Below are 23,107 nucleotides of genomic sequence, written 5' to 3' on the forward strand. Positions count from 1 at the left end.
GTAGAGTAAGAAAGGTTGGGGTAAAATGTCAGAATCAGAACAACGTAGTTTGCAATCGATGCAAACGGAAGTTGATGATTATATTCAACAGTTTAAAACAGGCTATTTTTCACCATTAGGACAAATGGCTCGTTTGACGGAAGAGGTCGGAGAATTAGCCCGTGAAGTCAATCATTATTATGGTGAAAAACAGAAAAAAGCAGACGAAAAACCAAAGACAGTATCAGAGGAACTTGGAGATGTCTTTTTTGTATTGATTAGCATGGCAAATTCTTTAGAGATTGATTTAACCGAAGTTTTTGAAGAAAATATGGCCAAATTTAACAAGCGGGATCGCTATCGCTTTGAAAGAAAGGATGGGAAAACACATGATTAAAATAATTGTCGCTGGGTTTAAAGGACGGATGGGCAGTACTGCTACACAAATGGTCTTAGAAACCGCAGACTTTGAATTAGTAGGTGTGTATGATCCTCATGAAGCACAAGAAACTGTTTCTTTCAATGATGAAACAGCAATTCCCGTTTTTCAGCGCTTAGAAGAAGTCCTAGCTGTCAACCCAGATGTTTGGATTGATTTTACGGTTCCTGAAGCCGCCTATCCAAATACACGTTTTGCGTTGGAACATGGTATGGCGCCAGTTGTTGGGACGACAGGCTTTACGGAGGAACAAATCAACGAATTGACAAACCTATCTCGAGAAAAAGCCATCGGCGGCTTGATTGCGCCAAATTTTGCAATTGGGGCAGTTTTAATGATGCAATTTGCCCAAAAAGCGGCGCAGTATTTTCCAGATGTGGAAATCATTGAATTACATCATGATAACAAATTGGATGCACCGAGCGGAACGGCTATAAAAACTGCAGAAATGATTCAAGAAGTTCGGCCAGCAAAAAAACAAGGGAATCCGCAAGAGGTAGAATCAATACCAGGGGCACGCGGGGCTGATTTCGAGGGTCTGCGAATCCATAGTGTCCGCTTACCTGGTTTAGTGGCACACCAACAAGTCCAATTTGGCAGTGTAGGTGAAGGGCTCACTATTCGGCATGATTCTTATGATCGGCGTTCCTTCATGACAGGAGTAGCGTTAGCTTGTCGGCAAGTGGTACAGAGAACAGAACTACTTTACGGATTGGAACAGATGCTATGAAATTGACAACTATTCCAAACGAATTTAAAGAAGCCGCTCCCGTTATTCGTGAAATCAATGCACAGGGCTTTGAAGCGTATTTTGTCGGGGGCAGCGTCCGTGATGCTTTATTAAATAAACCAATCCATGATGTCGATATTGCGACAAGTGCCTATCCAGAAGAAATTAAGCAAATTTTTAAACGAACCGTTGATGTGGGCATCGAACATGGCACAGTCCTTGTATTGATGGAAGACCAACAGTATGAAGTAACAACCTTTCGTACCGAGTCAACTTATCAAGACTTTCGCCGACCAGATGAAGTCACCTTTGTTCGCTCCTTGAAAGAAGATTTAAAACGGCGAGATTTTACGATTAATGCCTTGGCGCTTGACAGCACAGGCGAAATCATTGATTTATTTGATGGTATCGAAGATTTAACTAATCAAACCATTCGTGCAGTCGGTAATCCCCATGAGCGGTTTCATGAAGATGCTCTGCGGATGATGCGGGGCTTACGCTTTGCTAGCCAATTAGATTTTAAAATTGAAGAAAAAACCTTAGCCGCTATCGCTGAATTTCATCCTTTATTGGAAAAAATTTCAGTAGAACGCATTACGATTGAATTTGTAAAAATGCTTTTAGGGGTTAATCGACAAGGTGGCTTAGCTCCGTTTATTGAAACAGAATGCTATCAATACTGTCCCAAATTACGAGAACAAGGGGCTGGACTTTTTCGTTTAATGGACTTGCCTGCTCGTCAAATTGAAACAGAAGTAGAAGCGTGGACGTTACTTATCCAATCATTGAATTTACCAGAAGCAGAAATCCGCTCCTTCTTAAAGGCTTGGAAACTTTCAAATCAATTAATTCAAAACGTTTCACAATTAGTACGTGGTCTGCGTTTTCGTTTGAATAACGACTGGCAGCCAATGATGCTTTATGAATTAGGCGAAGAATCAGCCGTACTTGTTGAAAGGCTTTTATATTATTACCAACAAGAGAGTCAAGTACAAGTAACAAAAGAGTTAGTTAAGGCATTACCCATCCATCAAAGACATGAATTGGCCATCACAGGAAAAGACCTTTTAGCCGTCTTAGAAGAAACACCAGGCAAATGGTTAGGGGAACTGATTGCTGAAATCGAGCAACACGTTGTTGAAGGTAGCTTAGAGAATAAACAAGAAGTTCTGCTTTCGTTTGCCAAAAAACAACGTTCAAAAGGAGAGAAAGCATAATGCCAACAGAAATGTTTACAAAAGAATTTTTGGTGAAAGAATCACAAACGGCTAAAATGCTCGGTTCTGGTGACTTAGAAGTTTTAGGAACCCCTGCTTTAGCTGCCATGATTGAACAAACAGCCAAAGAAGCTGTGAAGGACCAATTATCAGTTGGGGAAACAACTGTCGGAACGGTGTTAGAATTGCGCCACTTATATCCATCCGCGGTAGGGGCGACAATCGTTGTTACGATGACCAGCATTGAACAGACTGCACACAAAATACGCTATGAATTTGTTGCTTATGAAGGAGAACGACAAATTGCCAAAGGTTCTCACCAACGTGCAGTAGTTGAGATTGATTCTTTTTTAAAAAGAATAACAAAAGATTAAGAATCTACAGCGAAAGTTTGTGACCGTTTATCAAAAGTATGGTAAACTAATAATGTAAGAAATTATTTTTAAGTAAGGAGATTTGTGCTATGGCTAGAGAAATGACAGGACTTAAATTTTATTTCAGAAATGGTGAAACTTGGACGATTGATCGTCGTTTTATTGGTGATTTATGGATCAAACATATTACAACAAGTTTTGGCCGTATCCATGGTAGTGAATTTGTTGAAATTCATCCATGTGAAGGGTTCAAAATTGAAATTTTCCAAGAAGGAGATCATGTTCAAACCCACGATATTAACTTAGGTGGCTTAGAATTAGGGATGTTCTCTCGTGCTTTAAAATATGAAGATATCGAACGTATGGAAATTCTTTACAAAAATGGCACACCAGATTTAGTTTATTTCCCTTACAAAGATAAAACAGATGAGGGCTTGGATAACATCTATCAATCTACAAAAGTCAGCGAAAAAACTAAAAACTTATACATTGTTATCGACCCAACACAAACAGTTAATGATGTATACGCTGAAGAATTAAAATAATTTTTGCTCCACAGGAATCAGTGAAATGACTGGTTCCTGTGGCTTTTTTCAGTCTTTTGACGAATAAAATAACATTGGTTTTAATGGAATAGTCGAAAAAATAAGCGAATAAGTGTTGACACATGTTTTTTCTAGCGGTATACTGTTAACAATTCTTAATTAAATCAGTTTTGGAGTGATTCTTATGACAACAACGAAGAAAAACCATACACAACTGAATAACTTTTACTTTAGCTATTTTAGATAGGTTTGTATTCATAACATTATGGGTACAGACAACAAACGTTTGTATCTATAATGGCTAGGGAAATTTAAGATGACTTTCAGCCATGTAGATTTAAGAAAATCTATAGTGGCTTTTATATTGCTTTTTTGTAGGGTATTCACTGTAGATTTTTCTTAAAATTTACTGTGAATATCCTTTTTGTTTGGCCAAAAATTAGGATTTCAGAAACTTACTAAAAAAATTTCGTAAAGGAGCACACAGGATGAAAGAAATAACTGGAGCCACTCGTTTAGCTGGGCTATTCGCGAAACCCAGCCAACACAGTATTTCACCGTTGATTCATAATACAGCATTTCAAAATTTAGGAGTTGATGCTCGGTATCTGGCGTTTGACGTTGGACAAGAGACATTGCCACAAGCAATTGAAGCGATTCGAACGTTTCACATGTTAGGGGCCAACTTATCAATGCCCAATAAAGTGGCGGCTGTAAGTTATATGGATGAACTAAGTCCTACCGCTCAACTGGTTGGCGCAATTAATACGATTGTCAACAAAGATGGAAAACTTTACGGAGACAGCACGGATGGTACTGGTTTTATGTGGAGTTTGAAAGAGAAAAAGGTTGACGTTTTTCAGAATAAAATGACCATCTTAGGAACAGGTGGTGCAGCCTTATCAATCATTGCCCAAGCTGCTTTAGATGGCGTGAAAGAAATCGCCGTTTACAACAGGAAAAGCGCGGGGTTTAACGACAGTCAAAAAAAACTGGCAAATTTCACTGAACGAACCAACTGTGTAATTCATTTAAACGATTTAGCGGATACTGAAAAACTAGCAAAAGATGTTGCTGAAAGCGTCTTGTTAGTTAATGCAACGAGTGTGGGTATGCATCCACATGCACATAGTAGTCCTATAGAAAATTATGCAATGATTCAACCGAAGTTATTCGTGTATGATGCTATTTATAATCCCAGAGAAACACAGTTATTAAAAGAAGCCCGTTTACGTGGCGCAGAAACAAGCAACGGCTTGGACATGCTACTTTATCAAGGCGCTGTTGCTTTTGAACAATGGACAGGACAAAAAATGCCTGTATCAGTCGTAAAACGTAAAATTGAAAATAGATAAAAAGAGCGCCGTTTAAAGGCATGAGGAGAGAATATAATGATCGTAATTATGAAAGAAAATGCAACCGAAAAGCAAATGAAACAAGTCATTGATTTAGTAACAGGTGCAGGCTTAACTACTCAAACAAGTCAAGATAATGGAAAAACAGTGATAGGCTTGATTGGTGATACAGAAAAATTAGTTGAAGCAGAGTTAACAGCATTAGAAGGCGTGGAAAAAAGTGTTCGCATTTCGTTGTCTTACAAACTAACGAGTCGTTTATTTCATCCAGAGAATACAGTGGTTGATGTGAACGGTGTTAAAATCGGTGACGGCAGTATGACCATGATGGCGGGCCCTTGTTCAATCGAAAGCTTAGATCAGATTCGTGAATGTGCGCGAATTGCTAAAGCTGGCGGTGCAACAATTTTACGAGGTGGTGCATTCAAACCTAGAACGTCGCCATACGCTTTCCAAGGACTAGAAGAAGAAGGACTGAAATACATTCGCCAAGCGGCTGATGAATTAGATATGCAAGTCATTACAGAAGTGATGGATGAAGCGAATTTAGAACTTGTCGCAAAATACAGTGACATTTTACAAATCGGTGCGCGCAACATGCAAAATTTCAAGTTATTACAAGCGGTTGGTAAAACTGGAAAACCTATTGGCTTAAAACGCGGGATTGCTGGTACGATTGATGAATGGCTAAACGCAGCTGAATACATTGCTGCGCAAGGAAATTTCAATGTGATCTTCATTGAACGTGGGATTCGTACGTACGAAACCGCTACGCGCAATACACTTGATTTAAGTGCGGTGACTTTAATTAAAAAATTAAGTCATTTTCCAATTATTGTTGATCCGAGTCATGGTGTTGGTATCTGGGATTTAGTACCGCCAATGGCCCGAGCAGGTGTTGCTTCAGGTGCGGACGGCTTGATTGTAGAAATTCACCCAGACCCAGCGAATGCGTGGTCAGATGGGCCACAATCCTTGAATGAAAAAACTTACCTACGTATGATGAAAGAAGTTCATATCATCGAAAAAGCAATGAAAGAAATTAATGCTTTAGAAGATTAGTAAAGACAGAGGAGTAGAGGACATGAAATTAACCGTAACGTTACCTACACATTCATATGATTTAACCATCGAAACAGGTGCCTTAGATAAAATTGGCACCTGGGTACGTAGCCTGTGGCAGCCACAACGGGTAGCGATTATTACCGATGAAACGGTGAATAAATTATATGGCGCAGCTGTTGAGAAAGAATTGCAAGCTGCTGGTTTTGAAACATCATTGATTGCTGTAGCGGCAGGTGAACAAAGTAAGAGCCTCGAAACAGCTCAGCTGCTTTATGATTTTTTAGCGGAACAGCAATTGACTCGAAGTGATGGTCTAATTGCTCTAGGTGGAGGCGTTGTGGGAGATCTAGCTGGATTTGTCGCTTCAACCTATATGCGCGGTATTCACTTTTTGCAAGTACCAACAACCTTACTGGCACAAGTAGATAGTAGCATTGGAGGTAAAACAGCGGTTAACACTAAAAAAGCCAAAAATCTTGTCGGTACTTTTGCCCAACCAGATGGGGTTTTAATTGATCCTAATACACTTAAAACATTAGAACCTAGACGTGTGCGTGAAGGAATTGCAGAAATTGTAAAATCAGCAGCTATCGCTGATGTTGAATTGTGGCACCGTTTATCCTCTTTGGAAAATGAACAAGATTTAGTGGCACATGCAGAAGAAATTATCACGGCCTGTTGCAAGATTAAACGTGATGTCGTCGAAGAAGATGAATTAGATTTGGGCTTACGTTTGATTCTGAATTTTGGGCATACGATTGGCCACGCATTAGAAAATACAGCTGGTTACGGGGTGATTGCTCACGGTGAAGGCGTTTCTTTAGGAATGATTCAAATAACTCAAGTCGCAGAACAACGAGGGCTTTCCCCACTTGGGACTACCCAAGAGTTGGTCACCATGCTAGAAAAGTTCGATTTACCAGTAACGACAGATCGTTGGCCAGAAGAACGTCTCTATCAAGCAATTACACATGATAAAAAAACACGTGGGGGACAGATTAAAATCATTGTCTTAGAAAAAATTGGTCAAGCGAAAATTGTCTCTTTACCAACGGAAGAAATTCGAGCATTTTTAAACAGAGAAGGAGGAATTTAAGATGCGCTTTATTACAGCAGGCGAATCACATGGACCTGAATTAACTGCTATTATTGAAGGCTTACCAGCCGGCTTGCCTTTAAGTAGCGAAGAGATTAACCGAGAATTAGCAAGACGTCAAGGCGGTTACGGTCGTGGGGGACGGATGAAAATTGAAAAAGACCAAGTACGTATTACTTCGGGCATTCGGCATGGTAAAACACTTGGCTCACCAGTAACGTTGATTGTCGAAAACAAAGACTGGAAAAATTGGACCTCCGTGATGTCAGTAGAGCCAGTTCCTGAAAAACAAAAGAAAATCCGCCGCGTCAGCAAACCACGTCCAGGACATGCTGATTTAGTCGGTGGCATGAAATATCAACATGATGATTTACGGAATGTTTTAGAACGGTCTTCGGCACGAGAAACAACGATGCGTGTGGCGATTGGTGCGGTTGCTAAAAAACTCTTAGCTGAACTGGATATCCAAGTCGCTGGGCATGTCGCGGTATTAGGCGGGATTGAAGCTACGATTCCTGAAAATTTAACGATTCGTGAAATTCAAGAACGATCTGAACAATCTGCCGTTCGCGTATTAGATCCTTCCGTAGAAGAAAAAATGAAAGAACTAATTGACCAAACCAAGAAAAATGGCGATACAATTGGTGGGGTAGTAGAAGTACTTGTGGGTGGCGTTCCAGCTGGCTTAGGTAGCTATGTCCAATGGGATCGTAAACTAGATGCCAAAATTGCGCAAGCTGTTGTAAGCATCAATGCTTTTAAAGGTGCTGAGTTTGGCATTGGATTTGAAATGGCGCAACGCCCTGGTAGTCAAGTGATGGACGAGATTGTTTGGGACGAAAGTACAGGTTATACCAGAACTTCCAACAATTTAGGCGGTTTTGAAGGAGGAATGACCAATGGAATGCCAATCATCGTTCGTGGTGTCATGAAACCTATTCCAACCCTTTATAAACCATTACAAAGCGTGAATATTGATACAAAAGAGCCTTATAAGGCCAGTGTTGAGCGCTCTGATAGCACGGCGGTACCGGCCGCTAGCGTTGTTTGTGAAGCCGTTGTTGCAACGGAAGTAGCGAAGGCTATGCTCGAAAAATTTGATAGTGACTCATTTGAACAAATGAAAGAAGCAGTGAAACGTTATCGTCTATATACTCAAAACTTTTAATGGAAGAAAGTCGCAAGTATATGGAGGGAAAAAATGAAGAAACGTATTTTAATCGTAGGATTAGGGCTAATCGGGAGTTCACTGGCTTTGTGTATCAAAAAAGGGCATCCAAACAGTGAGATTATCGGTTTCGATAATCAAGCGGAGGCAACTGAATTTGCTAAGAAAACGGGTCTAATTGATGAGATAGCTGAATCTTTAACAAGTGGGGCAAGACGAGCAGAGATTATTTTTCTTTGTTCCCCAGTTAAAGCAACTTTAGTGCAACTAGAAGAATTAAACCAATTATCACTAGAAACTGCTCTGATCACAGATGTGGGTAGTACCAAGGTGGAAATTAATCAGTTAGCAACAAAACTTAACATGAAAAATTTTATTGGTGGTCATCCAATGGCTGGTTCACATAAATCCGGCGTAACAGCCGCTGATGAACGTTTGTTTGAAAATGCCTACTATATTTTTACCGATGACCATGGCGAAAAAAGCAAACAGATTCAGGAGTTACAAACGTTACTAAAAGGAACGCATGCGAAGTTTATTACGATGCCTGCACAGGAACATGATGAAATTACTGGTGCTCTAAGTCACTTGCCACATATTGTTGCCGCAGCTTTAGTGAACGAAAGTCAGCAACTGAATACCACTTACCCTAGAGCACAGCAGCTAGCGGCTGGAGGATTTAGAGATATTACTCGAATTGCTTCCTCTGATGCAACGATGTGGACGGATATTTTATTAAGCAATCGCTTAGTATTATTGGACTTACTAGAAAATTGGCAAAAAGAGATGACTACTGTTTGCCAATGGTTAACGGAAAAAAACGCCCCAGCTATTCGTAATTTTTTTGATAAGGCCAGAGAAACACGTGCTCAGTTGCCCATTCATAAAGAAGGCGCAATCCCAGCTTTCTATGATCTGTTTGTTGATGTACCAGATCAACCAGGAATCATTGCTGAAATTACGCAAATTTTAGGCGAAGCGGACCTTTCTCTTACAAATATTAAAATTTTAGAAACGAGAGAAGAAATCTATGGGATTCTTCAATTGTCTTTTAAAAATCAATCAGACTGCCAAGCTGCAAAACAAATTTTATCTAAAAAAACGAACTATACGTGTTACGAAAAATAAGAGGTGATGAGGGTGCAACTACGTACAAATGTGAAACATTTACAAGGGACTCTGATGGTTCCTAGCGACAAATCGATTTCCCATAGAAGTATTATGTTTGGAGCGATTTCTTCTGGAAAAACGACGATTACAAATTTTCTAAGAGGCGAAGATTGTTTAAGTACCTTAGCGGCGTTTCGTTCTTTAGGTGTGAACATTGAAGATGACGGGACGACAATCACCGTTGAGGGGCAAGGATTTGCAGGCTTAAAAAAGGCGAAGAATACAATTGATGTTGGAAATTCAGGGACAACAATTCGTCTGATGCTGGGCATTTTAGCTGGCTGTCCCTTTGAAACGCGCCTAGCTGGTGATGCGTCTATTGCCAAACGACCGATGAATCGTGTGATGCTTCCTTTAAACCAAATGGGAGCGGAATGTCAAGGGGTTCAGCAAACGGAGTTTCCGCCAATTTCTATTCGCGGGACTCAAAATTTGCAACCGATTGACTACACAATGCCTGTTGCAAGTGCTCAAGTTAAATCGGCTATTTTATTCGCTGCTTTGCAAGCCAAGGGCACTTCTGTAGTGGTTGAGAAAGAAAAGACACGTGATCATACAGAAGAGATGATTCGACAATTTGGTGGGACGCTTGAAGTAGACGGTAAAAAAATTATGTTAACTGGACCGCAACAATTAACAGGTCAAAATGTGGTAGTTCCTGGTGATATCTCTTCTGCAGCTTTCTTTTTAGTTGCGGGTTTAGTAGTCCCAGATAGCGAGATACTTCTGAAAAATGTTGGCTTAAATCAAACGCGGACAGGTATTTTAGATGTGATTAAAAACATGGGTGGTTCCGTCACTATTTTAAATGAAGATGAGGCCAATCACTCTGGCGATTTACTTGTAAAAACGAGTCAATTAACAGCTACAGAGATTGGTGGCGCTATTATCCCACGTTTAATTGATGAGTTACCGATTATTGCTTTGTTAGCTACTCAGGCTACTGGCACGACAATCATTCGAGATGCAGAAGAATTGAAAGTCAAAGAAACCAATCGGATTGATGCAGTAGCGAAAGAATTAACAATTTTAGGCGCCGACATCACGCCTACTGATGATGGCTTAATTATACATGGACCAACTTCTTTACATGGTGGAAGAGTTACCAGTTATGGGGATCATCGTATCGGGATGATGTTACAAATTGCTGCATTACTTGTAAAAGAAGGCACTGTTGAATTAGATAAGGCTGAAGCAGTTTCAGTTTCTTATCCAGCATTTTTTGACGACTTAGAACGTTTAAGTTGTTAACGAAGGAGGATAACGAACCATGGAAAGCATTGTTTTAATTGGTTTCATGGGTGCGGGTAAAACAACTATCGGCCAAAGTTTGGCCAATAAACTAAAGATGTCTCATCTTGATTTAGATACAGCGTTAATTGAAAAAATAGGACGCTCAATTCCTGACTATTTTGAAAAATATGGTGAAGCAGCTTTCCGAGAACAGGAAACCCAACTTTTAAAGGAGCTGTCAAAAAATACAGCCGTCCTTTCAACTGGGGGCGGGATTGTTGTCGGACCAGAAAATCGTAGCTTATTAAAATCTTTTCAGCAAGTGATTTATTTACATGCGACACCAGAAGAGCTGTTAAAAAGAATCAAAGAAGATACTGAAAACCAACGACCCTTAGCTATAGAACGTTCTTCAAAAGAAATCATTGCTTTGTTTGAGTCTCGTAAAAATTTTTATGAAGAATGTGCGAAGATGACAATTGATACGACCAATCGCTTGCCAGAAGAAATTATCAATGAAATTCTGCAACAATTAAAGGAGTAGAGAAACGATGAAAGTTGGTTATTTAGGTCCGATTGGTTCCTTTACGTACAGTGCAACGTTGGCTGCTTTTCCTGATGCTACATTGATACCGTACGCATCGATTCCAGCTTGCTTGAAAGCAATTGAACAGCAAGAAGTGGCATGTAGCATTATTCCAATAGAAAACACGATTGAAGGAACAGTTAACGCATCGATAGATTATTTGTATCATCAAGCGCAGTTACCTGTCCAAGCAGAGTTGGTTTTACCGATTCAACAACAATTAATGGTGGCAAAAGAGAATCAATCGATTTGGCAACAAAGTCAGAAAATTTTATCACATCCGCAAGCATTAGCTCAATCGCAGATGTTTCTAGAGAAAAACTTTCCAGAAGCGATTTTAGAAGCAACGCCTTCAACAGCTTACGCCGCCAAATACATTGCAGAACATCCAGAATTACCTTTTGCAGCTATTGCACCAAAACTTTCTGCGGAAATGTATGATTTGACCATTGTTGAAAAAAATATACAAGATTTATCGGTAAATCAAACCCGATTTTGGGTTCTTGGTTCTGAAAATTTAGCGATTTCTTTCCCGCTATCTGAGAAAAAAATAACGTTGGCGATTACGATGCCAAGTAATGTTCCTGGCTCTTTACACAAAGCATTAAGCGTGTTTAGTTGGCGAGGGATTAATCTTAGCAAAATAGAATCGCGGCCGTTGAAAACAAAGCTCGGAGAGTACTTCTTTTTAATGGACTTAGTGAATGATCAACCAGAAAAACTAATTGAAGCAGCTTTAACAGAACTGGAACTGATTGGCGCAGAAATAAAAATTTTAGGGGATTACCCGATCTATGTTTTGTCCACACTTTAAAGAGTTAAAAATGAAAATGAAGCTTACTTATTAGATAAAGTGAGTTTCATTTTTTATTAAATTACATATTTGTAATAGGAATTTCCTGCGAAATGAGGTATCCTAAGAAAGGTGATAAAACACAGAGGTAAAGGAGTGACACGATGAGTCGTGTAGATCGTTATAAACATATTCATGAAAAATCGAGACCAGCAGAGCATAAAAAGACCTTTAATCCCCGAAAATCAATGGGTGAACATAGAGAAGAAGAACCAGAAGAACTAGCTGAAAGCCTTCAAGAGCCAGTTTACGAAGACAGCTATACTGAGGACAGTCGCAGAAGTGAGAGGCGACATCAAACAGATTCAGGTGGTGGCAACGGTTCTGACCAACCACCCCGCGGAAAAAAAGACAAGAAACCAAAAAAGAAACGTAAAAAATCAAAAACAAAACGCTTTTTCAAATGGCTAGTGATCCTATTGATTCTGTTATTTGCCTATAGTACAGTCATGTTTTTAAAAGGAAAATCTGCAGCAGAACATGATGACTCGTTGCCTCAAGAAAAAGTAGAAACATTTAATGGTGTCAAAAGTAGCAACGGGGCTAAGAATATTTTAATTCTTGGCAGCGATACACGTGGGGAAGATGCTGGACGAGCCGACACAATAATGGTTCTCCAACTAAATGGACCATCAAAAAAACCGAAATTAATTTCATTTATGCGTGATACATTCGTGGACATTCCTGGTGTCGGGCCGAATAAAATTAATGCCGCATACGCTTATGGCGGTGCTGAATTGGTTCGTGAAACGTTAAAACAAAACTTTAATTTAGATACGAAATATTATGCTAAGGTAGATTTCCAATCATTTGAAAAAATTGTTGACTCTATGTTTCCAAAAGGTGTCAAAATCGATGCAGAAAAATCACTGAATTTAGATGGCGTTGATATTGAAAAAGGGCAACAGGTCATGGATGGACATGTCTTACTTCAATACGCTCGCTTTAGGATGGATGAAGAAGGCGACTTTGGTCGGGTTCGTCGCCAACAACAAGTTATGTCAGCTGTAATGAGCCAAATGAAAAACCCAATGACTTTATTAAGAACCCCAGAATCACTTGGGAAATTAGTCGGCTATATGTCGACAGATGTGCCTGTTAGTTTCATGTTAACGAACGGACCATCATTGCTGATTAAAGGAAAAGCAGGGGTTGAGTCATTATCGGTTCCGGCACCAGATTCTTGGAATTTTGGTGAATCCTCTTATGCAGGCAGTATTTTAGAAGTAGATGAACAAAAAAATGCTGACGCCATCGAAAAATTCCTGAACGAATAAGGAAAGCATTTTAAAATATCCTTTTTTATGCTATATTAGAAACAACGTGGAAAATTAGTGAAACGAGGTTACAAAATGAAAATTGCTATTGTGACAGATAGTACAGCTTATTTACCCGAGCGCATTAAAGATCATCCGAATCTTTTTGTAATTCCCATCCCAGTCATTTTAGATGGAAAAATATACAACGAAGGCATTGACATTGAAGCAGATGAATATTATGCATTGCTAAATAATAGTAAAGAATTTCCGACGACTTCACAACCTGCTTTAGGAGAAGTGTTAGAGCTTTACAAATCAATCGCTGAACAAGGGTACGACACCATCATCAGCATTCATCTTTCTTCAGGAATCTCTGGTTTTGTTCATACATTGCACGGACTTACTGATGAAATCCCAGGCGTTGCTTTGTATCCATATGACTCAAAAATTACAAGTATGCCAATGGGACACATGGTAGAAGCTGCTTTAGATTTAACAGAAGAAAAAGCCAGCTTAGAAGAAATTTTTGCCAAATTAGATTTAATTCGTGACAATACGTATGCATATCTAATTGTAGAAGATCTGAACAACTTAGTTCGTGGCGGTCGCTTAACGAATGGCGCAGCCTTGATTGCTGGACTATTGAAGATTAAACCTATCTTGACTTTTGAAGATGGAAAGATTGTATTATTTGAAAAAATCCGTTCAACAAAGAAAGCTTTTGCTCGTGCAGAAAAGATTATTGGTGAACGAAACGCAGGGATTGAAGCACCAGTTAAACTGTACGTGATTCATGCCAATAACCGCATCGTTGCTGAAAAAGAACAAGCAAAATTACAAAAGCTATACCCAAATGCAGAAATTGAAATCGGTCATTTTGGTCCAGTTATCGGGACCCACCTAGGGGAAAAAGCAATTGGTTTAGCGATTTCAGCTCAATAATAAAAGATGAGACAAAAGTAAACTACTTCTGTCTCATTTTTTATTCTATTATTTTATCGTTCGCTACTGTTACTCAGCCGAATACTTTTTGTTTATAAGAAAATGTAAAATTACTCCTTTTTATTAGAAAATATCTTGCAAATTAAGCAATTCCTTACAAAGTAATGTATACTAAGGAAGAGGAGGCGGTTAAATGAAAAGAAATATAGCCTTGTTGCAAAGCGAAAAAATGAAAAAAGTTCAAGCTTTAGCAAACTACTACCAAGAATCAATTGACTTACCGCCTGGAAAAAACCGTGAGGCGGTTATCAAAAAGATTAACGAATCAAAAAAAGAAATTAAAGAAATAAATGATATATTAACAGATATTCAAAAGAAAAAGAAATAAAGGAGTCGTTTGTGATTATCGATGGATTTACGTTATTGCTATTTTTATTTGTCGTCGTTATGTATGGTTACTTTTACTTCGTACGTAAAAGTATTGTAATTCCGGCTGCAAAACATCCTACAACAAAATATTTAGTTGCTTTTTTTAGTTTAATGATTCTGGCCAATGCATTTTCGGCAGGAGATAAAATTGAAATGATTCGAAGTGTGTTATATATTTTGATTATCTTCAGTTTTCTTTACGATGCAAGAGGTTTTGCGGAGGACTGTATTATTACGCATCCTTTTGACAATCGGGGCACGGCCTTTAAAGATATCGAAAAGATTGTCCTTGTTCAAAAGTCGAACGGTATTCGTTTAGGGTATTTAAAAAAAGGCAGAAGAGGGGTGGTTTTACGCTTTTCTGCGCCACTAGAAGAAATGGTTCTTTTTCTTTCAACACGGATGAATGAAGAGGCAGAAATTGATATTATTGTTAATGAAGATTAACCATGTTCAGCTCCTAGAAATCAGCTTTTCCCGCGTTAAGTTTTATCTGAATTTCTTTTGAAAAAAAGAAAGCAATTTTGCTTGTACTTTTGGTAAAATTTGTTATAATTAGTCAGATTAAATTTTGGAAGGAAGTTGTTTCGGTGAGTGAAGAATTTGAAAAGTGTGTCGCTGACTTGAAAAAGAAATATCAAGCAATCCCTGAAGAAAAACGACAACACTTTGCAGAACGTATGCAAAAGAAAAATTTCTTACGCTACAAAAAAATTGAATTAATTAAAGGAGAACTTCTTCGTTTAGAAGCACGACGCGCTCAATTGGAACTTTGCGAACGCAGTTCTGAGTTAGAAGAAGTCGAAAAGAAAATTATTCTTAAAAAGAAAAAATTACTTAAATGTTTTGATCGGTAAGTCAATAAAAATTTAATATAGAAGGGAATGATAGGATGGAATTTACCTTTCTAATCATTGTTTTTGCACTGTCTATTACCTTCTCAAACATATTCAACCGGATTGTTCCCGTCATTCCGCTGCCAATTGTGCAAATTATTGTAGGCGTTCTAATTGGTTTAACTAAAATGGGGCAGGAAATTGAATTTGAGCCTGAAGTGTTTTTAGTAATGATTATTGCACCGCTTTTATTTAGAGAAGGGGAGCTAATCAATCTGAAAGCAATGATGAAAAATTTCGGGATGATTCTTTTCTTGGCCTTTTTTGGTGTGTTAATTACCTTAGTCGGAGTCGGCTGGACCCTGCATATGATTTTGCCTACTTTACCATTAGCCGCTTGCTTCGCTTTTGGAGCGGCTCTAGGACCAACGGATGCGGTGGCGGTAGGTTCGTTATCAGGACGAATTGACATTCCTGAACGTTCGATGAACATTTTATCTGGTGAAGGGCTCATTAATGATGCATCAGGCGTTACAGCCTTTCAATTTGCGTTAGCGGCTTTATTAACGGGGTCATTTTCGCCGGTGGAAGCGGCAGGGACCTTGGTTATTTCCAGTATTGGTGGAGCGGTAGTCGGAATCGTGTTAGTTCTATTAAAACAGCAAATTGTTCATTTACTTGAAACTGCAGTGGCAAAAGATGTTACAGGCTACTTGTTGATTGAATTACTCTTGCCATTTATTGCTTATTTAATTTCAGAGTTGATTGGCGTTTCTGGAATTATTGCCGCTGTGATTGCTGGAATTATGCAAGCGTCTAGTTTGAAAAAAGTTTCGCTTTTTGAAGCAGAGCTGTCAAATGTTGGCGAAAGTATTTGGAGTATGATTGAGTTCACTTTAAATGCCTTAGTTTTCTTATTCTTAGGAATTGAACTTTCTCAAGTGTTTTCGCCAATTTGGATTGACCAACAATATTCAAACTGGTTCCTACTAATGGTTGTTCTAATTATTAGCGCCGTTGTCTTTTTGATTCGTTTCTTAGCCATTTTCAGTGTTTACACGCTTCAACATGGCCTTAAGAAAGTTAAAAACGCAATGAATGAAATGCTGATTTTAACTTTTGGCGGTGTTAAAGGAACAGTGAGTTTAGCCACCATCTTTATTTTGCCAACAGCGATTAACGGCGAGCATTTTAAAGAACGACCGTTATTACTATTCATTACGGCTTGTGTTATTTTGGTGACTCTGATTGGCGGGATTCTAGTTTTACCATTTTTAACTGATTCAGAGACGGAAGTGGAAAATGAAGAGTCAGTCGAAATTGATTTATTACGTGATGTCATTGATGTCTTAAAACAGCAAAATGAAGAGAATCCTCGTGGTGAAATGAATGCGGTCATTGAAAATTATCAAGATCGTTTAAAAGAATTGTATACCGAGCAGCTAAGTGCGGAACGAAAACAAGAAGTGCAAGAGTTGCGGACGTTAATTGTGTCCATTGAACGAGACGGCTTAGAAGAAAGTCTGAAACAAGGAGAAATTAGTGTCAGAAGTTATCGTATGTATCAACGCTTGATTACACGGATGCAACGGTCGATTGCCAAACAATTATTATCGATTGTAGGCTTTTGGTTATTATTTGCTCGACAAATCATTTCGATTCTTTTACATCCTAAGCTATTTTTCAATCGTGGTGAAGCTTCTGAAGAAGAAAAAGAATTACGAAATGAAGAACTAGAAAATATTCGCCAAGTTTTTCTAAGAAATTCTCAAGTTATTCTGAAGAGTTTAGATAATTTGCGCGGTGTCTATGATGATGATTTAATTGATTTCTTCATTGACGGACGCTTGGATTTAGCCCATAAGTTTGAAAAAGGCGAATTTATTGATTCGTATATTGTTCATACGGAGACAGACTATGTCAAAGACCTATTATTAGGCTTCCAAGAAGAACGACGGATGATTGATCATTACGAACAATCTGAACGCATTTCAATTATCGAAGCGAACGAGTTACGAAAAAATGTCAATTTATTAGAGAGTTATTCGATTAGCGGCGAAGTGAATAATGTTCCGCTGAAACGATTTGTTAAAAATTTTAATAAAGAATAAGTAATAGTGTATGAGATGAAACCAAGACGATTTTTATCTCATGCACTTTTTTTATAATCCAATTTTTGATACAATAAGCAAGACCAAAATAGAAGGAGTTGGTAGTGTCGGTGAAAGAATTAAAAGTAACAGATTTAACCAAAACATATGGGGAAAAAACACTATTTGATCATCTTTCTTTTTTGATTCATGAAAAAGATCGCATTGGTTTAATTGGGATTAACGGCACAGGGAAAACCAGTTTATTAAATATTATTGCAGGCGTAGATAGCGGTGATGGTGATCTTGCTGCGATTCAGCAGCCAAGTGATTATCAAATTGGGTACCTTTCCCAGAATCAAACATTTGACGAGAATATTACGATTGCAGAAGCCGTGTTTCAGGGAGACAGCCCGATCATAAAAGCAGTCAAAAATTATGAATTAGCGTTAGCTGCTTTAAGTGAGAATGGTTTAGACGAAGGGGTTCAAAGACGTTACACGCAAGCAGAAGAAGCCATGAATAAACAAGATGCTTGGACAGCAGATACCAATGCAAAAATTATTTTACAAAAATTAGGCATTCCCACATTGGAAAAGAAAATAGGGGAGCTTTCTGGTGGGCAGTTAAAACGAGTAAGCTTGGCGCAAGTCTTAATTGAAGCGCCTGATTTACTGTTATTGGATGAACCAACGAACCATCTGGATTATGAAACGATTGAATGGCTGGAAAACTTTTTAAATAACTATCGTGGTGCGGTTTTAATGGTGACCCATGACCGCTACTTTTTAGATCGAGTAACCAATCGGATTTTCGAACTTTCTTTTGGAAAACTGTATGAATACAAAGGAAACTATGAAACGTATGTGATGGAAAAAGCCGAACGTGAACGTGTCGCTGTAGAACAAGAAGAAAAAAGAAAACGCCTCTTCAAACAAGAACTTGCATGGATGCGAGCAGGCGTTCAAGCACGAGGAACGAAACAACAAGCAAGAATTGATCGGTTTCAGGATTTAAAAGAAAACTTGCATCAGGTACAAACCAATGGCACCTTAGAAGCAGACTTTGCCACGCAGCGTTTAGGGAAAAAAGTTCTGGAAATCAAGGAAGGAAATTATGCCATTGATCATAAACAGCTTTTGAAAGACTTTAATTTACTCATTCAAGCAAACGATCGAATTGGCATTACTGGTAAAAACGGTGCAGGCAAATCCACGTTATTAAATATTTTAGCTGGACGCATTCCTTTAGAGAGTGGCCTATATAGTATCGGTGAAACCGTCCGAATTGGCTATTATACCCAGCAAAACGAAGAAATGGATCCTAATCAACGGATGATTGCTTATTTGCAAGAAGCAGCAGAAGAAGTGAAACGAAGTGATGGAAGCAGCGTTGGGGTCGCTGAAATGTTAGAGCGCTTTTTATTTCCTCGTTTTATGCATGGCACACTGATTGGCAAACTGTCTGGTGGAGAAAAACGCCGGTTATATCTCTTAAAATTATTAATTAGTCAGCCTAACGTGTTATTATTGGATGAGCCAACCAACGATTTGGACATTGATACGTTGACCATTTTAGAAGATTATATCCAAACGTTTAAAGGAGCGGTAATTGCGGTTTCTCATGACCGTTATTTCTTGGATAAAACAATGGATAAATTGTTAGTTTTTCAAGGAAATGGTCAGATCCTATCATTTTATGGCACGATGAGTGAATATTTGGCGAACCAAAAAGAACAAGAAAAGGTCAAAGAAAAACCGCTCAATAAACCATTAAAAGAAGCATCGACAGAAAAGAAAGAAAAAACAAAGCTGACTTATATGGAACAAAAAGAGTGGGCAACAATTGAAGAAGACATCACACAATTAGAAACGAAATTAGAAACATTAACTGAAGAAATGAATCATCAGGGTGATGATTTTGTTCGTTTACAAGAATTGCAAGAAGCAGTAACAGCAACGGAACAATTGTTAGAAGAAAAAATGAATCGTTGGGAATACTTGAGTGAATACGCGGATTAAGAGACGGAGGGAATAAGATGGAAGAAGCATACTTAGCGCTAGGAAAAAAGATTTTAGAAGAAGGTCATTTTAAAGAAGACCGTACAGGAACTGGGACGTATAGTTTATTTGGCTATCAAATGCGTTTTGATTTGGCCAAAGGATTTCCCTTACTAACAACCAAACGAGTACCGTTTGGCTTGATTAAAAGTGAGTTATTGTGGTTTTTAAAAGGCGACACGAATATTCGCTATTTGTTAGAGCGAAATAATCATATTTGGGATGAATGGGCGTTCGAACGTTACGTAAAAAGCGCAGATTATCAAGGACCAGACATGACGGATTTTGGGCATCGTGTCTTACAAGATCCAGCGTTTGCAGAACAATACAAAGAAGAACATCAAAAGTTCTGTGACACCATTTTAAATGATGCAGAGTTTGCAGAAAAATATGGTGAATTAGGGAATATTTATGGTGCGCAATGGCGTCACTGGGAAACCAAAGATGGTAGCTTTATCGATCAATTAGCTAATGTGATTGAAATGATTAAAACCAATCCTGATTCTCGTCGTTTAATTGTTTCCGCTTGGAATCCAGAAGATGTGCCTTCAATGGCGTTGCCGCCTTGTCACACTATGTTTCAATTTTATGTAAATGAAGGAAAATTAAGCTGTCAACTTTATCAGCGCAGTGCCGATGTTTTTTTAGGTGTTCCTTTTAACATTGCAAGCTATGCTTTATTGACACATCTGATTGCACATGAAACAGGTTTAGAAGTGGGGGAGTTTGTACACACGCTAGGAGATGCCCACTTATATCAAAATCATGTGGAGCAAATGCAAGAACAATTATCACGAGAAGTTCGTTCTTTCCCAACGCTCGTTTTGAATCCAGACAAGGCTTCTGTTTTTGATTTTGATATGGAAGATATTAAAGTAGAAGGCTATGACCCACATCCAACGATTAAAGCGCCGATTGCCGTATAAAAAAGGAGAGAGAAGCTATGTTAGCAGCCATTTGGGCCCAAGATGAACAAGGAGTGATTGGTAAAGAAGGCAAATTGCCTTGGCATTTACCCAACGACTTGAAATTTTTCAAGGAAAAAACAATTCATAATACATTGGTCTTAGGACGTGCAACTTTCGAAGGCATGGGATGTCGTCCGTTACCAAATCGAACAACGATTGTTCTTACCAGTAATCCGGATTACCAAGCTGAAGGCGTTTTGGTTATGCATTCCGTAGAGGAAATTCTTGCGTATGCTGACAAGTATGAAGGCGTGACCGTTATTGGTGGAGGTTCTGTCGTTTTTAAAGAACTGATTCCCGCATGCGATGTCTTATATCGGACAATGATTCATGAAACGTTTGAAGGCGACACTTTCTTTCCAGAAATCGACTGGTCTGTTTGGGAAAAAGTTGCCACTGTTCCCGGCGTCGTGGACGAGAAAAATCTCTATGCACATGACTATGAAACGTATCATCGAAACGATAAATAATAAAATGAAGGGAGGCATGAGCAATGCCGACATTGAAAGAAAAAATTATTCAAGAGAGTCAACGTTTAGGCATCGATAAAATCGGCTTTACTCATGCTGAACCATTTATTGAATTAGAAGATTCTCTGCATGAACAACGAGAGCGAGGATATAACTCGGGGTTTGAACATCAAAATGTGGAAGAACGAATTTACCCAGAAAAAACGTTTGAGCATCCTAAAAGTATTATCTCCATTGCTTTAGCTTATCCCACCAAAGCTCAGGGAAAAATGCCTAGAGATGAAAAGCGTGGCCAATTTGCGCGAGCCTCTTGGGGAATTGACTATCATCACATTTTGCAGGATCGGTTGCAAAAATTAATTGCTTTTATTGAAGAGCAAGCTGCCACTGAAGCAGAAAAAGAACACTGGCGCTTTCGGCCGCAAGTGGATACTGGCGAATATGTCGACACCGCTGTTGCTCAGCGGGCGGGTTTAGGATTCATTGGTAAAAATGGTCTACTGATTACCGAAGAATTTGGTTCCTTTGTATATTTAGGTGAGGTGACCACCAACATTCAATTTGAGCCAGATGAACCTGTTCCAAACGGTTGCGGTGATTGTACTCGTTGTATCACAGGGTGTCCTACAGGGGCTTTGTTAGGGGACGGTCGAATGAATGCTCAAAAATGTTTGTCTTATCAAACGCAAACAAAAGGCATGATGCCTGAAGAGTATCGGAAAAAAATGCGTAACGTCATTTATGGTTGCGACATTTGTCAGCTGGTTTGCCCTTATAATAAAGGAAAAGATTTTCATTTTCATGAAGAGATGGAACCAAAGATTGAAGAAGTTTATCCCAAATTGGCACCGTTATTAACTATTTCCAATAAAGAATTTAAACAGCAATTCGGACACTTAGCAAGCTCTTGGCGTGGTAAAAAACCATTGCAACGGAATGCTTTAATTGCGTTAGCGAATTTGGGCGGCCGTGAAGCTATCCCACAAATTATTCTCTGTTTAAATGATCAGCGTCCTGTCATTCGCGGAACAGCTGCTTGGTCGTTAGGTCAGCTCGCAAAAAGAGAACCCGAGCAAAGTTTAGAAGCTTTAAATTATCTACTTTCTGTAGAAACTGAAGCAGAGGTTATCGAGGAAGCTCAAAAGGCTATTTACTTGTTAACAAGCAAAAAAGGAAGCCGCTCAACAGAGTGACTTCCTTTTTTTATTAAATATGATTGCGATATAAACCAACAACTTTACCTAAAATTGTAACGTTATCTAAAAGAATAGGCGCTAATGCATCATTTTCAGGCTGCAAGCGGATATGATCTACTTCTCGGAAGAATCGTTTACAGGTTGCTTCATCTTCATCGGTCATTGCGATTACGATGTCGCCATTATTGGCATTCGATTGCTTACGAACAATCACTTGGTCGCCATCTAGAATACCTGCGTTAATCATACTTTCTCCTCGAATCATCAACATAAATAAAGCATTTTCTTCTGTACGTAAATCAGGAGGTAACGGGAAGAAATCTGATGCTTCTTCCACCGCTAAAATTGGTTCACCAGCAGTTACGACACCTAACATCGGAATAGTTGTCGGCTGAATTCCGATCTTTTCCAAGCCTTCTGGTGTTAATTCGATTGCTCGCGGTTTTGTTGGGTCACGTAAGATTAGACCCTTTTTTTCAAGACGAGCTAAATGTCCGTGAACGGTAGAAGTTGAGGATAAATCAACAGCCTTCCCAATTTCGCGAACGGTTGGCGGATAGCCCTTTAATTCGACTTGTTCGTATATATATTTAAGTACTTCTAATTGTCTTGTTTCTGTACGTTTCGCCAAAACCCGCACCTTCTTTCAATTGATAAAATTAGTGTACCATAAAATGCGAACGAAATCAAACAAGCGTTCGTGTTTTATAAATATCAGAATATAGTTGTTTTTTTAAGGCAGTTCTTATAATATAGACAGTGAGAGTAAGGAGGGATTTTGATGTTATCGAAAGAAAAAATTGCCCGTATAAATGAATTAGCGAATAAAGCAAAAGTGGAAGAACTTAGTGCGAAAGAAAAAGTCGAACAACAAGAATTACGTAAAGAGTATTTAGAAGCATTTCGTGGAGGGATGCGTCACCATATCGAAGGAATGAAGGTCGTGGATCAAGAAGGGACCGATGTGACTCCTGAAAAACTAAAAAAAATTCAGCGTGAAAAAGGACTTCACAACAGAAAGTAATTGCTTTCATTGTCGAAATAAGC

25 protein-coding genes are annotated in these 23,107 nt (G+C 38.8%); 24 read left to right on the plus strand and 1 reads right to left on the minus strand.

Annotated features, from left to right (window positions below; genetic code table 11):
• Window positions 1-25 precede the first annotated feature (25 nt).
• The 23 genes from PYW42_RS06620 (at window position 26) to queG (ending at window position 22,057) form a co-directional block, all read left to right on the plus strand.
• The gene (locus PYW42_RS06620) at window positions 26-376 is read left to right on the plus strand and encodes a nucleotide pyrophosphohydrolase (protein WP_002363944.1); all 351 of its coding nucleotides are present in this window, start codon (window positions 26-28) and stop codon (window positions 374-376) included.
• A complete protein-coding gene (gene dapB / locus PYW42_RS06625) occupies window positions 369-1,148 on the plus strand; it encodes a 4-hydroxy-tetrahydrodipicolinate reductase (protein ID WP_002389245.1) in 780 nt (259 codons plus the stop codon). Before PYW42_RS06620 ends, dapB begins: the two co-directional genes overlap by 8 nt.
• The gene (locus tag PYW42_RS06630) at window positions 1,145-2,365 is read left to right on the plus strand and encodes a CCA tRNA nucleotidyltransferase (protein WP_002389070.1); all 1,221 of its coding nucleotides are present in this window, start codon (window positions 1,145-1,147) and stop codon (window positions 2,363-2,365) included. The genes dapB and PYW42_RS06630 overlap by 4 nt, the downstream gene beginning before the upstream one ends.
• The gene (locus PYW42_RS06635; protein WP_002361804.1) at window positions 2,365-2,739 is read left to right on the plus strand and encodes a thioesterase family protein; all 375 of its coding nucleotides are present in this window, start codon (window positions 2,365-2,367) and stop codon (window positions 2,737-2,739) included. The genes PYW42_RS06630 and PYW42_RS06635 overlap by 1 nt, the downstream gene beginning before the upstream one ends.
• 89 nt (window positions 2,740-2,828) lie before the next feature.
• Window positions 2,829-3,284: a hypothetical protein gene (locus tag PYW42_RS06640; RefSeq protein ID WP_002389317.1), complete on the plus strand. Its 456-nt coding sequence runs from the start codon at window positions 2,829-2,831 to the stop codon at window positions 3,282-3,284.
• A gap of 488 nt (window positions 3,285-3,772) precedes the next feature.
• Window positions 3,773-4,639: a shikimate dehydrogenase gene (gene aroE, locus PYW42_RS06645; RefSeq protein ID WP_002357585.1), complete on the plus strand. Its 867-nt coding sequence runs from the start codon at window positions 3,773-3,775 to the stop codon at window positions 4,637-4,639.
• 36 nt (window positions 4,640-4,675) lie between these two features.
• A complete protein-coding gene (aroF, locus tag PYW42_RS06650; protein WP_010816116.1) occupies window positions 4,676-5,701 on the plus strand; it encodes a 3-deoxy-7-phosphoheptulonate synthase in 1,026 nt (341 codons plus the stop codon).
• A 22-nt stretch (window positions 5,702-5,723) separates the two neighbouring features.
• Window positions 5,724-6,800 carry a 3-dehydroquinate synthase gene (aroB, locus tag PYW42_RS06655; protein ID WP_002369401.1) on the plus strand — a complete coding sequence of 359 codons (1,077 nt, stop codon included), beginning with the start codon at window positions 5,724-5,726 and terminating at the stop codon, window positions 6,798-6,800.
• A gap of 1 nt (window position 6,801) precedes the next feature.
• Window positions 6,802-7,968 carry a chorismate synthase gene (gene aroC, locus PYW42_RS06660; protein ID WP_002357582.1) on the plus strand — a complete coding sequence of 389 codons (1,167 nt, stop codon included), beginning with the start codon at window positions 6,802-6,804 and terminating at the stop codon, window positions 7,966-7,968.
• A 33-nt stretch (window positions 7,969-8,001) separates the two neighbouring features.
• On the plus strand, window positions 8,002-9,096 hold the full coding sequence (locus PYW42_RS06665; RefSeq protein ID WP_002389318.1) for a prephenate dehydrogenase: 1,095 nt from the start codon (window positions 8,002-8,004) through the stop codon (window positions 9,094-9,096).
• Window positions 9,097-9,102: 6 nt separating this feature from the next.
• Window positions 9,103-10,389 (plus strand): 3-phosphoshikimate 1-carboxyvinyltransferase, encoded by a 1,287-nt coding sequence (gene aroA / locus PYW42_RS06670; RefSeq protein ID WP_002374853.1) that lies wholly within the window; start codon window positions 9,103-9,105, stop codon window positions 10,387-10,389.
• Between the two features lie 19 nt (window positions 10,390-10,408).
• The gene (locus PYW42_RS06675; RefSeq protein ID WP_002389048.1) at window positions 10,409-10,915 is read left to right on the plus strand and encodes a shikimate kinase; all 507 of its coding nucleotides are present in this window, start codon (window positions 10,409-10,411) and stop codon (window positions 10,913-10,915) included.
• A gap of 7 nt (window positions 10,916-10,922) precedes the next feature.
• On the plus strand, window positions 10,923-11,771 hold the full coding sequence (gene pheA / locus PYW42_RS06680) for a prephenate dehydratase (RefSeq protein ID WP_002389216.1): 849 nt from the start codon (window positions 10,923-10,925) through the stop codon (window positions 11,769-11,771).
• A gap of 143 nt (window positions 11,772-11,914) precedes the next feature.
• Window positions 11,915-13,087: an LCP family protein gene (locus PYW42_RS06685; protein ID WP_002411182.1), complete on the plus strand. Its 1,173-nt coding sequence runs from the start codon at window positions 11,915-11,917 to the stop codon at window positions 13,085-13,087.
• A gap of 75 nt (window positions 13,088-13,162) precedes the next feature.
• Window positions 13,163-14,011, plus strand: coding sequence for a DegV family protein (locus tag PYW42_RS06690; RefSeq protein WP_002382324.1), 849 nt, complete (start codon window positions 13,163-13,165; stop codon window positions 14,009-14,011).
• A 193-nt stretch (window positions 14,012-14,204) separates the two neighbouring features.
• On the plus strand, window positions 14,205-14,399 hold the full coding sequence (locus tag PYW42_RS06695; protein WP_002357574.1) for a hypothetical protein: 195 nt from the start codon (window positions 14,205-14,207) through the stop codon (window positions 14,397-14,399).
• An 11-nt stretch (window positions 14,400-14,410) separates the two neighbouring features.
• On the plus strand, window positions 14,411-14,887 hold the full coding sequence (locus tag PYW42_RS06700) for a hypothetical protein (protein ID WP_002357573.1): 477 nt from the start codon (window positions 14,411-14,413) through the stop codon (window positions 14,885-14,887).
• 77 nt (window positions 14,888-14,964) lie between these two features.
• On the plus strand, window positions 14,965-15,297 hold the full coding sequence (locus PYW42_RS06705; RefSeq protein WP_002357572.1) for an ACP phosphodiesterase: 333 nt from the start codon (window positions 14,965-14,967) through the stop codon (window positions 15,295-15,297).
• Between the two features lie 35 nt (window positions 15,298-15,332).
• Window positions 15,333-17,387, plus strand: a complete 2,055-nt coding sequence (locus tag PYW42_RS06710) for a cation:proton antiporter (protein WP_002360309.1) — start codon at window positions 15,333-15,335, stop codon at window positions 17,385-17,387.
• 110 nt (window positions 17,388-17,497) lie between these two features.
• Window positions 17,498-19,387 carry an ABC-F family ATP-binding cassette domain-containing protein gene (locus PYW42_RS06715; RefSeq protein WP_002398297.1) on the plus strand — a complete coding sequence of 630 codons (1,890 nt, stop codon included), beginning with the start codon at window positions 17,498-17,500 and terminating at the stop codon, window positions 19,385-19,387.
• A 17-nt stretch (window positions 19,388-19,404) separates the two neighbouring features.
• Window positions 19,405-20,352 (plus strand): thymidylate synthase, encoded by a 948-nt coding sequence (locus tag PYW42_RS06720; RefSeq protein ID WP_002384508.1) that lies wholly within the window; start codon window positions 19,405-19,407, stop codon window positions 20,350-20,352.
• 17 nt (window positions 20,353-20,369) lie between these two features.
• A complete protein-coding gene (dfr, locus tag PYW42_RS06725) occupies window positions 20,370-20,864 on the plus strand; it encodes a trimethoprim-sensitive dihydrofolate reductase (protein WP_002360302.1) in 495 nt (164 codons plus the stop codon).
• Window positions 20,865-20,887: 23 nt separating this feature from the next.
• Window positions 20,888-22,057 carry a tRNA epoxyqueuosine(34) reductase QueG gene (queG, locus tag PYW42_RS06730; RefSeq protein ID WP_002389298.1) on the plus strand — a complete coding sequence of 390 codons (1,170 nt, stop codon included), beginning with the start codon at window positions 20,888-20,890 and terminating at the stop codon, window positions 22,055-22,057.
• Between the two features lie 13 nt (window positions 22,058-22,070).
• Here the strand turns inward: queG and lexA are convergent, their stop codons facing one another.
• Entirely contained in the window at window positions 22,071-22,691 is a 621-nt protein-coding gene (gene lexA / locus PYW42_RS06735) for a transcriptional repressor LexA (RefSeq protein ID WP_002389348.1), read from the minus strand.
• A 150-nt stretch (window positions 22,692-22,841) separates the two neighbouring features.
• Between lexA and PYW42_RS06740 the strand changes: the two genes are divergently transcribed.
• Entirely contained in the window at window positions 22,842-23,084 is a 243-nt protein-coding gene (locus PYW42_RS06740; protein ID WP_002382327.1) for a DUF896 family protein, read from the plus strand.
• Window positions 23,085-23,107: the final 23 nt, after the last annotated feature.

This window comes from Enterococcus faecalis (assembly GCF_029024925.1).
Classification (GTDB): Bacteria; Bacillota; Bacilli; order Lactobacillales; family Enterococcaceae; genus Enterococcus; species Enterococcus faecalis.

Coding starts and splice junctions, on each gene's coding strand:
- PYW42_RS06690 (WP_002382324.1), top strand. CDS start 13,163: ATGAAAATTGCTATTGTGACAGATAGTACAGCTTATTTACCCGAGCGC.
- PYW42_RS06665 (WP_002389318.1), top strand. CDS start 8,002: ATGAAGAAACGTATTTTAATCGTAGGATTAGGGCTAATCGGGAGTTCA.
- aroF (WP_010816116.1), top strand. CDS start 4,676: ATGATCGTAATTATGAAAGAAAATGCAACCGAAAAGCAAATGAAACAA.
- PYW42_RS06685 (WP_002411182.1), top strand. CDS start 11,915: ATGAGTCGTGTAGATCGTTATAAACATATTCATGAAAAATCGAGACCA.
- PYW42_RS06720 (WP_002384508.1), top strand. CDS start 19,405: ATGGAAGAAGCATACTTAGCGCTAGGAAAAAAGATTTTAGAAGAAGGT.
- aroA (WP_002374853.1), top strand. CDS start 9,103: ATGAGGGTGCAACTACGTACAAATGTGAAACATTTACAAGGGACTCTG.
- PYW42_RS06640 (WP_002389317.1), top strand. CDS start 2,829: ATGGCTAGAGAAATGACAGGACTTAAATTTTATTTCAGAAATGGTGAA.
- queG (WP_002389298.1), top strand. CDS start 20,888: ATGCCGACATTGAAAGAAAAAATTATTCAAGAGAGTCAACGTTTAGGC.
- pheA (WP_002389216.1), top strand. CDS start 10,923: ATGAAAGTTGGTTATTTAGGTCCGATTGGTTCCTTTACGTACAGTGCA.
- PYW42_RS06675 (WP_002389048.1), top strand. CDS start 10,409: ATGGAAAGCATTGTTTTAATTGGTTTCATGGGTGCGGGTAAAACAACT.
- PYW42_RS06630 (WP_002389070.1), top strand. CDS start 1,145: ATGAAATTGACAACTATTCCAAACGAATTTAAAGAAGCCGCTCCCGTT.
- aroB (WP_002369401.1), top strand. CDS start 5,724: ATGAAATTAACCGTAACGTTACCTACACATTCATATGATTTAACCATC.
- PYW42_RS06740 (WP_002382327.1), top strand. CDS start 22,842: ATGTTATCGAAAGAAAAAATTGCCCGTATAAATGAATTAGCGAATAAA.
- dfr (WP_002360302.1), top strand. CDS start 20,370: ATGTTAGCAGCCATTTGGGCCCAAGATGAACAAGGAGTGATTGGTAAA.
- PYW42_RS06635 (WP_002361804.1), top strand. CDS start 2,365: ATGCCAACAGAAATGTTTACAAAAGAATTTTTGGTGAAAGAATCACAA.
- PYW42_RS06620 (WP_002363944.1), top strand. CDS start 26: ATGTCAGAATCAGAACAACGTAGTTTGCAATCGATGCAAACGGAAGTT.
- dapB (WP_002389245.1), top strand. CDS start 369: ATGATTAAAATAATTGTCGCTGGGTTTAAAGGACGGATGGGCAGTACT.
- aroE (WP_002357585.1), top strand. CDS start 3,773: ATGAAAGAAATAACTGGAGCCACTCGTTTAGCTGGGCTATTCGCGAAA.
- PYW42_RS06695 (WP_002357574.1), top strand. CDS start 14,205: ATGAAAAGAAATATAGCCTTGTTGCAAAGCGAAAAAATGAAAAAAGTT.
- PYW42_RS06710 (WP_002360309.1), top strand. CDS start 15,333: ATGGAATTTACCTTTCTAATCATTGTTTTTGCACTGTCTATTACCTTC.
- aroC (WP_002357582.1), top strand. CDS start 6,802: ATGCGCTTTATTACAGCAGGCGAATCACATGGACCTGAATTAACTGCT.